Below are 13,508 nucleotides of genomic sequence, written 5' to 3'. Positions count from 1 at the left end.
TCGCCCGGCACGGGCGGGCCTCAGGCGAACAGGCTCGCAACCAGGGGGATCAGGGGGAGGAAGTTGGCCTCGACGCCTGAGGTGTCACCGTTGGTGCCTGCGGGGCCGGCCGGGGTTCGGTCGATCGGCGGGGCCTGCTGTGGCATCTGCAGGGAAGCAAACACCGGACGGGACTCGTCTCGTGTGGTCTGGTCGTTCATTGTGTTCTCCCTTCGGCTCATGTCTGCCGAGTGGGCGTCGGCGACTGGGGCGCACCGCTGTCGCCGACGCGTAGGGGCTCAGCCAAGCAGGCTTCCGACGCCCTGGGCGAGGAGGTCGAACAGGCCGTTGGCCTCGACGCCTGAGGTGTCACCGTTGGTGCCTGCGGGCCTGGCTGAGGTTCGGTCGATCGGCGGGGCCTGCTGTGGCATCTGCAGGGAAGCAAACACCGGACGGGACTCGTCTCGCGTGGTCTGGTCGATCATTGTGTTCTCCCTTCGGTTTCTGACTGCCGAGTGGGCGTCGGCGACTGGGGCGCACCGCTGTCGCCGACGCGTAGGGGCTCAGCCGATCAGGCCGCCGATGCCCTTGGCGATCAGGTCGAACAGGCCGTTGGCCTCGACGCCTGAGGTGTCACCGTTGGTGCCTGCGGGCCTGGCTGAGGTTCGGTCGATCGGCGGGGCCTGCTGCGGCATCTGCAGGGAAGCAAACACCGGACGGGACTCGTCTCGCGTGGTCTGGTCGATCATGGTGTTCTCCTTTCACCGTTTCGCCTTCAGCAGGACGGTTCCTACCGGAAGCGGTGGGAACGAAGCCGCCTGTAGCAGCGCCCAGGCGGACTCTTGTCTCACACGGGGGTGCTGCGCATCGCGTAGCACATCTGCCGAGCCGGACCCGGCAGGTGGCCGCAGCCTGACCTGGCTGCTTCCACGCCGTCGGCTGTGTGTCGGTCTGCCGGCGCTGACCAGTTGTCTCGATCCACGGGCGGTGCCTGGACCGGAGCGTTGAAGTTCGCGTGGCTTCCTGGGGTACTCATGGCTGATCTCCTCGGTTGTAGAGCGCTCACAGGCCGCCGATGAACTTGTGGACCGGTGCGAGGCTGACGGGAAGCTCGTCACTCACGTCGAAGGTGAACAGGTAGGACACCCGTGCTCGTCGCTCGTTCTCCGGGTCGAAGAAGTCGAGGATGACCTCTTGGCAGTCCGAACCGGGGCGGCAGAAGGGACTCTTGGAGACCTTGACGGTGTCCAAGGTGTAGAAGTTGTCGTCCTTCCCCGGGACGTGCTTTGCGGAAAGGACACCGTCCTTGATCTCGCTTCCGACCAGGAATGCGTTGGTTCCGGCAGCGTTCAGTGCCCGGTCGGCGGAACTCTGCCCGAGGTTGCGGAACTGCCAGTAGATCTTGTCGAGGAGCGCACGGATCGTCGTGCGGAGCTTGTCAAGCCTTTCCTCTTCGAGTGTGAGCTTGCGAATCGTGAAGTCGTCTGTGACCTCCCGCACCACAGATTCGACCAGCAGGGCCTCGTTCCAGGTGTAGAGACCGCGGCTCTTGACCTCGACCACGGGGACGACTTGCCCGGAGTACAGCCGAACAGTTCGGTCCGTCAGTACTCCCGGGACCGACACGCGCGAGACATAGTTCGGATCTGCCGTGTCCTGAATCTGGCCCAGGATGGCGTCCCGGAAGGTCCTGTAGACCGTGGACACCGGCGGGTACGAAAGCGTCTCCAGGAGCTCAGCGAGTCGGTCTTCCGCACCTGCAGCGCTTCCTGCGGCCTGCCTGACCTGTTCCGTCGTCGCTCTCCGGTCGCTGATGATCGGCCGGTGCCAGTCCATGCCCGCCGGCATCTCGGCCTCCAGGGCATAGATCGGCGTGGCGTCCATGGTCAGCGTCCAGGTCAGCTTGTCGGACGCCCACGGGTTCTTCGACAGGTAGGCGTGCAGCTGAGCCGGGTCGTATATGTTCGGCTGGACTTCCCTCTCCACGCCGTCCGGCGACTGGTCCGCCGGTATGAAGGCGTAGGGCATCTGCTGGCGGAAACTGTCCCTGCGGGCCTCGGTCTGGAAGTCGAACCCGATGGTGCCGATCGCGTAGATCAGTGAGCGGCCTGAGCCGCTGCCCCCGCACTGACAGCCGGACGATTCACTCCCTCCGCACCCGCAGGCGGGTCGTACGCCAGGCAAGTGGGCACTGCCGCTGGGCGTCGCCAGCCCTGACGGAGACACAGGTGGCGCAGCCCCTGGCTCCGTTCCGGTGATGCTGGCTCCCTCGTGTGCACTGGCGTGGGCGTGGTGCGCTTCCATGGCGTGGGTTCCCTCGTTCGGTTCAGAGTGGTTGGCTTCGAGCGGCGAGGGTTCGCCGGCGGCGTACACCCCCGGGTCGGGTGAAACGGACTCCGCTTGCTGGCCTATGGGCTGGGCATGTGGGGAGGAGGGCGGAGCTGCCTCCGCGTTCTCTGCCGTCTCGCCTGTGGCGTCGGCTGCTGCTTCGCTCGCTGTGACGAGCGCGTCATCGGTGTCCATGGCGTTGGCTCCCTCGTTCGATTCGGAGTGAGATGTCCGCAGCAATGAGGATTCGCCGGCGGCGTTGACCCCTGACGTGGAGGAGATGGTCACGGATTGCCGTTCCCTTGGTGTCGCAGGCCGGGATGGGACCGTGGCCAAGTCGAGATCGTCTACGGAGGTGCTCTCTCGGCTGATCAGGTCGTAGGCCCGAGCGGTGTTCAGATGGCCGACCAGGTGTCGACGGCACTCAGGGGCTTCGCTGGGGGAGCACGGCGGGACAGTTGCGGCTTCGAGGATTGCCCTGCCTGCTGCGATCGGGTCGGCCTTGCGTCCCTCCCGGAGCTGTGCCGCCACGAGGAGTGCGGCAACACCGGATACCGCAGGGGTGGCGAAGCTGCTGCCGCTCAGGGCCAGCCGTCCTCCGCCGGGTGTGGCGCCCTCGATTTCCTGTCCTGGAGCCAGTACACCGTTCGTGCTGTAGGCGACACCCCAGTTGTTGGTGTCCAGCGGCTTGCCGCTGGTGTCTGTCGCGCCGACGGCGAGCACCGACGGCGCGGCAGCGGGGGCCTGCAAGCAGTCGCACCCGTCGTTTCCGACAGCCGCGACCACGAGAACTCCGTTGTCGGCGCACCGTCGCAGAGCCCGGTCCAGCATGCTCTCGGCGCGACCGTCCGCGGAGCGTTCGCCGCCGCTGATGTTGATGACGTGCGCCCCTTCCTCCACGGCCCGCTCAACGGCACGCGCCAAATCAAGCTGGGACACCCGCCCTTCCTGACCGTCTCGGAATATGGGGAGGACCAGGCCGCGGCACCGGGGTGCAATACCAACGACTGAGCTTCCCGGCTGTCCGAAGAGAAGACTCGCCACGTGCGTACCGTGCACCGACATCGGTCCTTGGCCGGCAGGTTCCTGCACCAGAGTTTGGATCCTTGTGACGTCGGCGCCCGCAAAGCAGGGATGGGAAAGGTCCACCGGTCCGTCGAGCACGGCAACGCACACCTCGGGGTCGCCGAGAATCTCCTCCTGAGCGGGAAGATTGCGAAGGATCGACCGGACGTTCATTCAGCATCCTCTCCCTCTCCCGGATTAGACGGACAGCCATCGATACGAGCCTCCCCCCGGCATGTCGCGACGGTGTTCCCGGGACTGTCGGGGACGCGTTGCGGAAGTGTCGAATCTTGTTCTCGCACTGGCCTTTTCCCTGGTCAGGGTGAGCGTGCGGAGCACTTCGACCGAGAGGAACATCCGGTGCCTGGGGTACCTGCCGATGGCAGTGGTACGGCATCTCAAGCACTACCGAACTACGGCGCGCACTGGGCCTCGCCGGTGCGCCGGGGAGGCTGTCGACCCCCGCATGCGCGCCCCCGGCCATCAAGGGTCGCAAGACCGAGCACTCCCACATTTCGGCTCGCCGTCGTCCGCCCGCGCCGCCTGTCTGGGGAGTACCACGTCGTCTCTGACCGCCGGTACTCAGCACATCTGCATTGAGTACCTGCGGATATACGGTCCAACTGCCCCGTCCTGCGTCCTTCTGATGGCCCGACAGGAGAATAGGGGTCGTAAGTACAGGCGACGGCGGGGCAGCAGCAATCGGACTTCTGGTGGTGCCAGCCTGCGGCTACGTGGGCGTCAGATTCTGTACCAGTTCAGTCATCCGCGGCGATGGTGCCACTCTGAGCTCTCTCTGCAGGAACGCTCGGTAGTCCCGATATCGCCTGAGCGCACTAGCGACATTGCCTTCGGCGAGGTGCACCCCTATGACGATGCGGTGCGCGGTTTCTCGAATCGGGTCGATGGCGATGACAGCCAGCGCTGCCTGGAGCGCAGGAAGGTACTGCTCCGCGGTCTGGAACTGTTGGGCCAGGCCCTCCAATGCGTACACCCGCATCTGGTCCCAGCGCTCACGCTCCATCAGCAGCCAGTCTTCCGTCCAGCCCGGCAGCAGTTCCCGGCTCAGGTCGCCGACAAGCCGGTCCCACTTGGATGGCAACGGTGCCTGCCCTTCAACGACCTGACGCGCCGACTCCCACACCCCGTGCAGATCGACGCGTATTGAGGGGGAGAGCACCAGGCGCTGGCCGACACAGTCGATGGCGGTCACGGACCCGACACGCCTGCCCTGGCACAGGGCCGACCGTAGGTTGGCTGCTGCTCGGAAGGACGTGCAGTCGGGCCACAGTTGCTCGGCTGCCGCAGCTCGGTGCGCGCCGTCATTCTGCAGCGCCAAAAACGCCAGCAGCCGCTGCGCTCCCTTGGGGAGGGCGATCCTGCCGCCGGCATTGGTGAATTCGAAAGAACTCAGTACCTCGAGGCACGCGCTATTCCACGACACATCCCCCACTGTGCAGCCGGTATGTGCCTCGCGCACCTGCTGATCGTGCTTGCCGAGCAGCTCTTCACCCGCCTTGGCCAGGAACAACGCGGGGGAGATGAGCGAGCGACGTTTGCGGGACGTGGTTTGAACAATCCGGGGAACGCCGGTCCGACGGCGGTGGGGGAGTCTGGTGTTGATCTGATTCGGCGGCCCATGCCTGACGCAGGACGGGAGGGAGCGTCGGATGGACCGTCGGCTCGGCTCCGCGAGACCTTTCTCAGCCTCGCGGTGACTACGGCGCCCTTGCTGGTGCCCCCCGAGCGCGGCCCGGGGCGCGGCCACGATGCCGACGCGCAGCCAAACCATGCGTGACTGCGGTCGAATCCCGCTGACCGGGCGGCAAGGTGAGAGGAGAATGATCACGATTGCGTCGACTGAGCGGAATGAGGTCAGGTCCGGGCTGACGGCACTGCAGATGCCGCAGCAGGCACCGCCCATCGACCGCACGATCTGAACGGGCCCTGGGCCGGCTACTTCCCCAAAGTCCACTTCTGAGCACGCGGCGGGCCAGCAACCGGCGGGCGCGGGTCGGAGCCGTAAAGAGCGGAGCCAGAGATGCACGACAGCATTCGGGACGCCTTCATCCCGTTCAATGAGCCGTTGGAAGGCCGTGTGCGGTTCATGTATCTAGACGTCAAGAGCCTGGTGTCCACGGGCGTTGGGAATCTGCTCGACGCTGACGATCCCAGCCAATTTGGGAGTAACCCACAACCGCTCCCTGATATTTTCTCCTTGAACTGGTTCGACAACAGTTCGGGTTCGGTGGCGAGCCGTGAGCAAATCAAGGACGAGTATCACACAGTGAAATTCAGCGGGACGGCATTCGCGTCGCTGGCGGAGAAAGAGGCGATTACGCGCCTGCGGATCACCGATCAGGCAATCGACGAGCTGGTCATGGGCAAGTTGGAAAGCTTTGAGACTTCGCTCAAGGCTCGGGCTCCTTTCGCCGCTCTGGACAGCTGGCCTGCCGATGGGCAGATGGCCCTCTTCAGTATGGCGTGGGCCATGGGCCCCAATTTCCGCTTCCCGTTGTTCCAGGCCGCGGCGGCAGTCGAGGACTGGCTGACCATGGCGCGCGAATGCCGGATGACTGAGGCCGGCAACCCAGGGGTCAGGCCGCGGAATGTCCGCAACGGGCTGCTCTTCACGCTCGCGGGCTGGATGGCCGCGCCGCCACCAGGTGATTTCGCGCAACTCGTCTTCGATCCCAGGCAGAAACTCGATGCCAATATGAGATCGGGAAACCTTCCCATTCCGTTGAACCTGGCGATCGGATTGCAGACAGCGCTGGAGGTGCTCGGCTTCAGTCCGAACGGACTTGACGGCGTTTTCGGGAATGATACGCGTGACGCTCTCACATCGTTCCAGGCGGCTAACGGACTCGCACAGAGCCCGACTGCACAAGGAATCGGGGACGTTCCACAGGGGACGATCGATGCTTTGGCTCAACAGCTCGATGACCAGCAAGTTGGGCACTTTCCGTAACTACTTCAGAGGGCATGCCGCAGCCCATGAAGCGGCACGCAAAGGCTCCCAGCTTGTTCGGGCGGGTCCGCTCGTCGCCCGCTCGCCCCACGAGCAGTCCCACGAGATCAGCGCCGCGACATCACCCAGTTTGCGCACGGGAGGCGCTGGGGCCAGTACCGGGTCGGGCTGGTTCCCGGCGGCGCCGACGGGATCGGCGGTACCCCATTCGACGGCGGTGCTTCCACTCGCAGCCTGCCCCTTCCAGACACAGTCAGGGCCGAGCCCCCCGCCGCCTGACCGGCCAGGGGCAGGCCGAGACCTCTCAAGTCCCGGCCTGCCCCTGTCCGGTGAGCGCTGCGGATCAGCCTGCGGGCCAGTGCGGCCCCTCAGGTGCGTACTCGCACCAGTACTCGGGGCAGCCGACCCAGATAGGCGTTGGTGAGCGTCTCGGTCAGCGAAGCGCCCCCGCGGTCCTCGCCCGTCACCTTCAGCGAGACCCGCCTTGTGTCAGCCCCCGCACGGTGGCCTTCCAACTGCCGCTGTACTCCCGGACCTTTGCGTCGTGCCAAGTCGTGCCGGCGTCCGTGGCCTGCGCGTTTCGGTCCGTGGAAGACCGCCAACTCCTTTGCTGGGGTGGGGGGTTTGTCGTCACGCGGGATCATCAGCAGGACCGATACGGCGAGTGCGGTGCCGCCGAGCCGTAGTGCAGGACGAAAGCGTCGAATTCCCGCCCTTGGGCACTGCGGTAGGAGGTCAGTACGATCCGGCCAGGGTCTGGTCGCCGCGGTGGTCTCACGCGCTTCCACTGCGTTCCGTAACGTGGAATGCGCTGTGTGTAATCAGTATGGCGTGAACCCCACTTGAGGCGGCGGGGGAGTGGCAAAAGAATTCCCTTGTGCCAACGGCGGGCCGGCGCTCCGGTCTACTCCGTGGCACATCAGTCAGGTTCGCGATGTGGGGAGACTGCCGAATGGCCGAGTCCGGGCCTCGATACGCCGCACACCCGATCACTCTGACCGACGGGACTACCACTCGGACGCGGAAGGTGACGCCCGATGACCTCGGACCGATCCAGGCGCTGCACCACCGTTGTTCGCAGGGCAGCCGAGCCTTGCGCTACCACGCGGGTAAGCCCGAGCTGTCCGCGGCCGGCTGGCGGCTGCTGTCCGACCCGGAGCGCGGTACCACCTTGGTGACCACCACCGCCGAGTGCATGGACCGCATCATCGCCATGACCAACGTCATGCGCACCGACCGGCCGGGGGTGGGCGAACTCGCCGTCCTGGTCGAGGACGAGTGGCAGTCCAAGGGACTGGGAACCGCGCTGGCCGCACACGCGGCCGATGTGGCTCGCAGCGCCGGCCACCACACCCTGACCGCCGCAGTCGCCGCGGGCAACACACCGATGCTGCACGTCCTGGAGAGTCTGGACGCACCGCGCACCCGCACCCCCGGGCCAGTCCTTGACGTCCGCATACCGCTGTAGCAGAGCCCTCAAGGCGTACGGCCCGACCCACAACGCCACGCCCAGTACGGCGTCCTCCTACCACCACCCCGGTGACGGCCGCTTCATACGGTGCCGGTGAGCGGGGGCGGGCCGAAGAGCGGCATGTCGGGACGGGGCTGCGTGCCTGGGCTTGTGTGACGCTGATGGACGCACACCGTGTGCCGGAACGACGCGGTCCGTTTACGTTCGGTAGTGCTCTGCCGCGTCCGCGGCCGGGCCCGCGAGCGAAGGCGTTGCTGATGACTCGTCACCCGAAGACCCGTCAGTACAGACTGACCGTCAGGATGCTGGCGGTGGCCCTGACCTCTGCCCCGGTCCTGCTGCTGGGCACCGGATCGGCCCAGGCGTCCGCGCCCTGGGCCGGTGCGGGCGTCGACTGGGATGCCATCGCCGAGTGTGAGTCCTCCGGGAACTGGCGCGCCAACACGGGGAACGGCCACTACGGAGGTCTGCAGTTCAGCCAGTCGAGCTGGGTGGCGGCCGGTGGCCTGAAGTACGCGCCCCGGGCTGATCTGGCGACGAGAAGTGAGCAGATTGCCACGGCCAGGAGACTCGCTGCCCAGCAGGGTATGGATGCCTGGACGTGCGCACAGCGGTGACGAGTCACTCCGGGGCGGCGTCGTACGGGGTACCCGGCGGCCGGTAATCGGGGTCTTCTGCTGGTCGCCCATGCGCACCCTGTCCTGACGGATGGAAGACTTGGGTGAGCTGGAGGGCGAGGCCGTGCCGTCGATCGGCGCGTACGTGGCCGTGCTGGTGGACGACGCGGAAGGGATGTGGTGGGTGTGGCCGGGACCGGGTCGGTGAGCCAGGGCGCCGTGATTCTTCCGGCGCTGGCCCAGATGGCCCTGGAACAGTCGCAGCCCGCCATCTACGACCGCCCCATCGGGCTGAGGCTGTTGTTCCAGGACCCCGCGACTGGGGCCGAGCACTACCTCGTGCGCTATTCCGCGCGGACGGCCGCGCAACCCCACACCCACACCGCCTCCCACACGATCATCGTGCTGGAAGGCAGGCTGCAGGCCAACGGGCAGATCCTGGGCCCGGGTTCGTACTGCCACTTCCCGGCGGGACTGGTCATGCACCACGGGCCGACGCGCGACGAGGACTGCCTCTTCGTCACCATCTTCCACGGCCCCTTCGACGTGCACCCCGCTCAGTGAGCTGGCGAATCGGCGCCACGTGTGGTCACGCATCGATGATCCCGCGGTCGCCGTACCTGTTCCCAGACCTGCTCCTGCGTCGCTCAGGGGCGCGATGCGACGCCACGTCCGTGTCCTACGCGGTGCCGGGACCGTCGAGGAAGGGAAGCAGCACGGCGGCCTCCGCGCGGAGCCGCCCGGCTCGGTCAGCGTGCGCGAGCGCAGTCAACTGCGCTGCAACCTCCAGCCGCTCGGCGGCCTCGGCGCGCACGACATCCACCACACCGCGCTCGCTCAGCTCACGCCGCGCTGCTTCGGTGGCGCCGGCACCAAAAGGCGACTGCTCATGGGCCACGCCGCGGAGATCGGCTTCGTCCACGGGCACCGCCTCAGCGTTGTCCAGCGCGGCAAGCGTTGCGCGCAGAGCGCTCACCGCGGCCTTGTCAGTGGCCCGCATCGCTTCCGGCAGTGCTTGACGCATACGAAGACGCAGAGACATGCCGGTGAACTGTGGCGGTGCCCCGGGACCCACAACGCGATATACGTGCAGCACGAGACTTCACGCCAGCTGAGGCGCTACAGCCCCGGCAAGCTTGCGAAGTCAGACTCGAGGGCTAGGGCAGGTGGCGGACGCCCTGTGGCTGGGTCTCCTCGCGGAGGCGCGCGGCGTCGTGGCCCGGCGGGGCGCCGAACAGGCGTCGGTATTCGCGGTTGAACTGGGACGGGCTGTCGTAGCCAACGAGGTGACCGACGCCTGCGACGTCATGAGGTCGGGCGACCAGCAGTGAGCGGGCTTCCTGCAGACGGATGCGTTTTTGGAACTGCAGCGGGCTCATGGTCGTCACGGCGCGGAATTGCCGGTGGAAGGCCGATGGGCTCATTCCGGCCAGGCGGGCGAGGTCCTCGATCCGCATTGGTTCGGCGTAGTTGCCGCGGATCCACCGGATCACCCGGTTGATGTGAGTCAGGCCGCTGTCAGCCAGGCCGATCTGGCGGATCATGCCGCCGTGCGGGCCGGTGAGCACCCGCCAGAGGATCTCCCGCTCGATCATCGGGGCGAGCACGGGCGCATCCGCCGGGTTGTCGAGGAGCCGCAGCATGCGAGCGAACGCGTCCAGTAGTTCGGGGGCGGCCTCTCCGATGGCGAGCCCGGGCGGGCCGTTCGTTGTGCGGGACCGCCGTCCGGCTGGGGCTTCGAGTACGAGCGGCGCGACAACGGATGGACGCAGCACCAGCCCGATGCCCAGCGACGGAGTCTGCGGGCTGGCTTCGACGAAATGGCCGGTGACCGGCAGGTCGGTGGTGACCACGAGGTACTGGCCGGAGCGGTACTCGAAGATCTGGTCGCCGAGCAGGAGTTGCTTGCCGCCCTGCGCCATCAGGACGAGCAAGGGCTCGGTCAGCGAATAGTGCGGCGCGTCGGTCTCCACTTTGGACAACAGCAGCCCGTCGATCGACGTCTGCTGGTCCGATCGGGCATGGGTCGTGATGAGGCCGCGGATCTCGTCCAGGGTGCGCACCCCTTCACGGAAGCACCGGCGAGGCGATCATGCAAGCCCAATCGTGGCGAAGTTGACAGGATTGTGCAAGAGGTCGCGAGGATCGGTCTACCGCGTGAAGCTTGCCGGGCGGTTGCATTGAAGGACCATTCCGGCACACATTGGAGCCCTCGTCATGATGCTCGATCACTACGTCACCCTCGGCCGCTCAGGTCTGCGAGTCAGTCCGTTCGCCCTCGGCGCGATGACCTTCGGCGAGGACCCGGGCAGCGCCGGGTGCAGCGTCGAGGAGTCGGAGAAGATCCTGGCGGCCTACCTGGATCGCGGCGGGAACTTCGTCGACACTGCGAATTTCTACAGCAACGGCCACTCGGAGAAAATCCTCGGCGACTTTTTCGCCGCCCATCCCGGACGGCGCCAGCACGTCGTGCTCGCGTCGAAGTTTTTCGGCAACATGTTCCCCGGCGACCCCAACGGCGGCGGTGCCGGCCGCTCGTCGATCATCGCCCAGCTCGACGAGACCCTGCGCCGCCTGCAGACCGAGTACCTGGATCTGTACTGGTTGCACAATTGGGACCGCAGCACCCCGATCGAGGAAACCATGCGCACCCTGGACGACCTGGTGCGCGCGGGCAAGATTCGCTACATCGGCTTCTCCAACACGCCGGCGTGGGTCACCGCCCAGGCGCAGACCATGGCTCTGCTGAAGGGCTGGACCCCGCTCATTGCGCTGCAGGTCGAGTACTCGCTGCTGGCTCGTACCGTCGAGGGCGAACTCGCACCGTTCGCGCGCGACCAGGGCATTTCGCTGGTTCCGTGGAGCCCCCTGAAGAACGGCTTCCTGTCCGGCAAGTACCGCCGCGACGCCCAAGTGACCGACTCCGCCCGCGCCGCTTACGTCGGCGGCCCCACCGACGACGAGTACGTCGTCATCGATGCTGTCGCCGCCATCGCTGACGAACTCGGGACCACGTCCGCCGCGGTCTCCCTCGCCTGGCTGCGCGCCCGCCAGGGCACCGTCGTGCCCATCGTCGGCGCCCGCCGCCGGGAGCACCTGGAGATCAACCTCGTCGCCCTGGAGGTGACTCTGACCCCCGAGCAGCTGCAAGGGCTCGACGAGGTATCAGCCCCGACCCTGGACTACCCGGCCCCGATGCACGGCGCGCAGCGCGCGATGCTTCAGTTCGCGGGCGCCACGGTCGACGGCGAAGCGTCCGCTGTGTACCCGCCGCTGCTGCAGAGCACCGTCCGCTACTGAGTGAAGGTTGCGAGCTCCGGTGCCCAATGCCAGGCGCGCGGGTCCCGTACGAACACGTGCGTTGCCCCAGTCAGTGATGTAGGTGTAGTTCGGGTCGGGTCGGGTCGGGGTCGGGAATGAGGATGGCTTGCCGCTGCGTTCGGCCAACAGCCACTGTCACGCCCCCGTTTCGTCCAGGAGACCCTGTCGCATGTCAGAGCTGGAGATTGATGCCGTCGTGTTCGACGTGCTCGGCACGCTCGTCGACGAACCCGCCGGTATCCGCGCAGGCATTCGTGAACTCGCCCCGTCGCTCGACGATCCTAGGATCGAGGAGCTGTTGTCGCTGTGGCAGCAGCACATCGACCGCGAGCAGCGTCGCATCCTCGACGGCGGCCGGCCCTACGTCACCAGCGACGTCCTCGACCGGGAAGCCGCCCGGCTCGTCGCCGACGCCGCCGGAGTCGGCGACCCGGGTGCCGTAGCGGCGCTGGCCCTGTCAGGCCGCCGGCTCCCGCCGTGGCCCGACACCGTGGCAGGGCTCGCCCGACTCGCCGAACGGTTCCCGCTGATCGGACTCTCCAACGCGAGCAGGACGGCGCTGCTGCAACTCAACGCCCACGCCGGACTGCGCTGGCACCAGGCCCTGTCCGCCGAAGACGCCCGGACCTACAAGCCGGACGCAGCGGTCTACCGGCTGGCCGTCACCGTCTCCGGACGGCCGCCGGAGCGGCTGCTGATGGTCGCCGCTCACGCCTGGGACTTGCGCGGTGCGCAGAGCCTCGGCTTGCGAACCGCCTACGTCGCCCGCCCCGTCGGCGACCCGCCCGCCTCCTCGGACCGGTTCGATCTGCGCGCCGACGACTTGGCTGACCTGGCCGACCAACTCGACAAGGCCCAAGGCCTGTCCGGCTGATCATGCGACGGTCGTGTGGTTGCGGCCAGTCCTGCTACCGAGCGGTGCCCGGCCCGTCCCGCCAGGCGGCAGGCGCAGCACGAGTCGGCGAATCTCAGGCTGGCCGAGGACGAGCGGTTGCGCGCAGCGCGGGCTGCCTGGCGGGATGAGCGGATCTCGGCGCTGCGGGGGCTGACGCAGTTGCTGAAGGAGATGGAGCTGGAGTCGCGCTGGAATGGAGGTGGGCTCGACACAAGGGCTCGCGAGCCCCGAGCTGAACGGCTTTCTCATCACACACCGCGCGGTGCTCGACGACGAGGAACTCGAGCTCGCCCGCGGGTACTTCGAGGGGCTGATCTGGATGGACCGTGCGGCGGAGCGGAGCCGTCTGCTGTGGGAGCGCGAGAGGCGGGAGACGCTTCAGGCGAGCGGCATCGACATCGGCCCGTACGAGAGTTCGTGGACGACGACGGCGCTGCCCCGCGAGCCGGAGGGCATGGGCGTCGCCGACGCGCTACGGGAGCAGCGCAAGTGGGCGTCCCCTCGCGCGCCCTCGACGAACCTCTGCGCCACGCCCTCCAGGGGCGCGACTAACGACCTTGGGACCTGTTACGGCAGTTGAGGGTACGGCTTGTTCGGAGTCGAATGTGCCAGGTCGCCCTCGGCGTAAGGCTGCCTTCGATAGCTGACGTGCCTGCCAACTGAACTGATGCCATCGAGCAGGGTGTTCCCGTTCTTGCCGATCCGCGCTGTGCCAACCAGGTTGGGGAAATCCAGTTCAGGTGCGCCCAGAACTGGCTGGGCGCACCACCTGGAAGACCAGTGTGCAGAAGTCCTTTCACGAGGACGGTCTTCCCGTTGCTCCGTCCTTGTGTGACACGGGTGCGCGCGTGATGTTCCCGA

At 67.0% G+C, this 13,508-nt stretch carries 14 protein-coding genes; 7 read left to right on the top strand and 7 right to left on the bottom strand.

Annotated elements, in window-relative coordinates; genetic code table 11:
• Positions 1-20: 20 nt before the first annotated feature.
• The 5 genes from ACH4YL_RS27540 to ACH4YL_RS27520 form a co-directional block, all read right to left on the bottom strand.
• Complete coding sequence (locus tag ACH4YL_RS27540) at positions 21-200, bottom strand: hypothetical protein (RefSeq protein ID WP_398510126.1); 180 nt, start codon at positions 198-200, stop codon at positions 21-23.
• A gap of 78 nt (positions 201-278) precedes the next feature.
• Positions 279-464 (bottom strand): hypothetical protein, encoded by a 186-nt coding sequence (locus ACH4YL_RS27535; RefSeq protein ID WP_398510125.1) that lies wholly within the window; start codon positions 462-464, stop codon positions 279-281.
• A gap of 78 nt (positions 465-542) precedes the next feature.
• Entirely contained in the window at positions 543-728 is a 186-nt protein-coding gene (locus ACH4YL_RS27530) for a hypothetical protein (protein WP_398510124.1), read from the bottom strand.
• 313 nt (positions 729-1,041) lie between these two features.
• Positions 1,042-3,546, bottom strand: a complete 2,505-nt coding sequence (locus ACH4YL_RS27525) for a S8 family serine peptidase (RefSeq protein WP_398510123.1) — start codon at positions 3,544-3,546, stop codon at positions 1,042-1,044.
• Positions 3,547-4,102: 556 nt separating this feature from the next.
• A complete protein-coding gene (locus tag ACH4YL_RS27520; protein WP_398510122.1) occupies positions 4,103-4,903 on the bottom strand; it encodes a BTAD domain-containing putative transcriptional regulator in 801 nt (266 codons plus the stop codon).
• Between the two features lie 510 nt (positions 4,904-5,413).
• Here ACH4YL_RS27520 and ACH4YL_RS27515 point away from each other — a divergent pair.
• The 4 genes from ACH4YL_RS27515 to ACH4YL_RS27500 all read left to right on the top strand — a co-directional run bounded on the left by ACH4YL_RS27515 (position 5,414) and on the right by ACH4YL_RS27500 (position 8,995).
• Positions 5,414-6,343 carry a peptidoglycan-binding protein gene (locus ACH4YL_RS27515; RefSeq protein WP_398510121.1) on the top strand — a complete coding sequence of 310 codons (930 nt, stop codon included), beginning with the start codon at positions 5,414-5,416 and terminating at the stop codon, positions 6,341-6,343.
• 1,027 nt (positions 6,344-7,370) lie between these two features.
• Positions 7,371-7,811, top strand: a complete 441-nt coding sequence (locus tag ACH4YL_RS27510) for a GNAT family N-acetyltransferase (RefSeq protein WP_398510120.1) — start codon at positions 7,371-7,373, stop codon at positions 7,809-7,811.
• Between the two features lie 260 nt (positions 7,812-8,071).
• Positions 8,072-8,431 (top strand): transglycosylase family protein, encoded by a 360-nt coding sequence (locus ACH4YL_RS27505; RefSeq protein ID WP_398510119.1) that lies wholly within the window; start codon positions 8,072-8,074, stop codon positions 8,429-8,431.
• A gap of 204 nt (positions 8,432-8,635) precedes the next feature.
• Positions 8,636-8,995, top strand: a complete 360-nt coding sequence (locus ACH4YL_RS27500; protein WP_398510118.1) for a cupin domain-containing protein — start codon at positions 8,636-8,638, stop codon at positions 8,993-8,995.
• Positions 8,996-9,110: 115 nt separating this feature from the next.
• On the opposite strand, the gene ACH4YL_RS27495 is transcribed toward ACH4YL_RS27500, so the two are convergent.
• Both ACH4YL_RS27495 and ACH4YL_RS27490 read right to left on the bottom strand, forming a co-directional pair.
• Positions 9,111-9,431, bottom strand: a complete 321-nt coding sequence (locus ACH4YL_RS27495; protein WP_398510234.1) for a hypothetical protein — start codon at positions 9,429-9,431, stop codon at positions 9,111-9,113.
• A gap of 157 nt (positions 9,432-9,588) precedes the next feature.
• Positions 9,589-10,494, bottom strand: coding sequence for an AraC family transcriptional regulator N-terminal domain-containing protein (locus ACH4YL_RS27490; RefSeq protein WP_398510117.1), 906 nt, complete (start codon positions 10,492-10,494; stop codon positions 9,589-9,591).
• A 154-nt stretch (positions 10,495-10,648) separates the two neighbouring features.
• Here ACH4YL_RS27490 and ACH4YL_RS27485 point away from each other — a divergent pair, with 154 nt between their 5' ends.
• The 3 genes from ACH4YL_RS27485 to ACH4YL_RS27475 all read left to right on the top strand — a co-directional run bounded on the left by ACH4YL_RS27485 (position 10,649) and on the right by ACH4YL_RS27475 (position 13,227).
• The gene (locus ACH4YL_RS27485) at positions 10,649-11,731 is read left to right on the top strand and encodes an aldo/keto reductase (protein WP_398510116.1); all 1,083 of its coding nucleotides are present in this window, start codon (positions 10,649-10,651) and stop codon (positions 11,729-11,731) included.
• Between the two features lie 190 nt (positions 11,732-11,921).
• The gene (locus ACH4YL_RS27480; protein WP_398510115.1) at positions 11,922-12,626 is read left to right on the top strand and encodes a haloacid dehalogenase type II; all 705 of its coding nucleotides are present in this window, start codon (positions 11,922-11,924) and stop codon (positions 12,624-12,626) included.
• A 214-nt stretch (positions 12,627-12,840) separates the two neighbouring features.
• Complete coding sequence (locus tag ACH4YL_RS27475) at positions 12,841-13,227, top strand: hypothetical protein (protein ID WP_398510114.1); 387 nt, start codon at positions 12,841-12,843, stop codon at positions 13,225-13,227.
• The last annotated feature ends 281 nt before the right edge of the window (positions 13,228-13,508 follow it).

Source organism: Streptomyces sp. NPDC020681, assembly GCF_044334895.1.
GTDB lineage: Bacteria > Actinomycetota > Actinomycetes > Streptomycetales > Streptomycetaceae > Streptomyces.
Note: the sequence above shows the minus strand (reverse complement) of the source record. Positions and strands in the feature narration are given on the sequence as shown.

Bases quoted from the DNA above. Each gene is read 5' to 3' on its own strand.
- ACH4YL_RS27540 (WP_398510126.1), bottom strand. From the start codon at position 200: ATGAACGACCAGACCACACGAGACGAGTCCCGTCCGGTGTTTGCTTCC.
- ACH4YL_RS27535 (WP_398510125.1), bottom strand. From the start codon at position 464: ATGATCGACCAGACCACGCGAGACGAGTCCCGTCCGGTGTTTGCTTCC.
- ACH4YL_RS27530 (WP_398510124.1), bottom strand. From the start codon at position 728: ATGATCGACCAGACCACGCGAGACGAGTCCCGTCCGGTGTTTGCTTCC.
- ACH4YL_RS27525 (WP_398510123.1), bottom strand. From the start codon at position 3,546: ATGAACGTCCGGTCGATCCTTCGCAATCTTCCCGCTCAGGAGGAGATT.
- ACH4YL_RS27515 (WP_398510121.1), top strand. From the start codon at position 5,414: ATGCACGACAGCATTCGGGACGCCTTCATCCCGTTCAATGAGCCGTTG.
- ACH4YL_RS27505 (WP_398510119.1), top strand. From the start codon at position 8,072: ATGACTCGTCACCCGAAGACCCGTCAGTACAGACTGACCGTCAGGATG.
- ACH4YL_RS27495 (WP_398510234.1), bottom strand. From the start codon at position 9,431: ATGCGGGCCACTGACAAGGCCGCGGTGAGCGCTCTGCGCGCAACGCTT.
- ACH4YL_RS27485 (WP_398510116.1), top strand. From the start codon at position 10,649: ATGATGCTCGATCACTACGTCACCCTCGGCCGCTCAGGTCTGCGAGTC.
- ACH4YL_RS27480 (WP_398510115.1), top strand. From the start codon at position 11,922: ATGTCAGAGCTGGAGATTGATGCCGTCGTGTTCGACGTGCTCGGCACG.
- ACH4YL_RS27475 (WP_398510114.1), top strand. From the start codon at position 12,841: ATGGAGGTGGGCTCGACACAAGGGCTCGCGAGCCCCGAGCTGAACGGC.